At 66.7% G+C, this 832-nt stretch carries 1 protein-coding gene; it reads right to left on the bottom strand.

The annotated features are described in order from the left end of the window. Window positions 1-157: 157 nt before the first annotated feature. Window positions 158-832, bottom strand: a 675-nt coding sequence (locus E1284_RS40935; protein ID WP_207924264.1) for a hypothetical protein, incomplete at its 5' end; no start/stop codon positions are given.

The following is an 832-nucleotide window of genomic DNA, read 5'->3' as shown; positions in this document are numbered from 1 at the left end:
CGACAGATCCAGCGCAGCGCGGTAGAACAGCACCAGAGGCTCCTGGCAGTGCGGTTGTTTTGGTCGACTTCGCATCTACCAGGGGCCTCGCCGCGTCACCGACCGGATCCGCCTACCGCAACAAGCCTGTGACCAGCACGATCAAGATGGAAAAGGCTCAGTCGGCCGCAGGCTTGGGTGAGGAGGGCGCCTCTGTGCTCATTGCGGTAGCGGCCTTCACCGTCCAGGAGAACGCGATCGGCCTCGACCAGCGCGTCCCGCGACGGCTCTGCGACCTCCTGACCCGATCGTCCAGGATGCGCCAGGCGCCGCCGAGGATTTCCGTGGTGGCGGACCGGACGGCCTCGAGCCAGCCGACGGGCAGCGATCGGTCCCGCAGCAGAGTGGCGGTCGCCTCGTGGCCTTGCCGTTCTACCTTGGCCACGGCGTCGACGCCCGACCCCGTCGCCGGGTCATACCAAAGCGTCCACGTCGGGTCGCTGATGGGCCAAGTGATCCCGATGGCACACACGCCGCTCGCCAGAAGCGCTGCCTCAGCGTGACGTCGACGCAACACGACGGCGTCGCTTCTCATGGTGACGATGAGCCGTGTCCTATGGACGTAGATAGCCCAGATGAGACCGGCTAGGCCAACGACCAGCCCACCGCCGCCATAGAACAGAGCAGTCGACATCGGAACGCCGGATCTCCTGGCCATGGCGTCGGGCAGTGTGGATGCGACGATGAGCAGCGCGACCACAGGACCGGCCACCGTCACGCCGACCGGCCATCGATTGGCTCGCGGCCCCAGAGTGACCTGGAGTTCCGGTGCGCCCTTCACTCTCGGCATCCG

Source organism: Actinomadura bangladeshensis, assembly GCF_004348335.1.
In the GTDB taxonomy this organism is placed as follows: domain Bacteria; phylum Actinomycetota; class Actinomycetes; order Streptosporangiales; family Streptosporangiaceae; genus Spirillospora; species Spirillospora bangladeshensis.
This window is presented reverse-complemented; position numbering and strand designations above follow the sequence as displayed.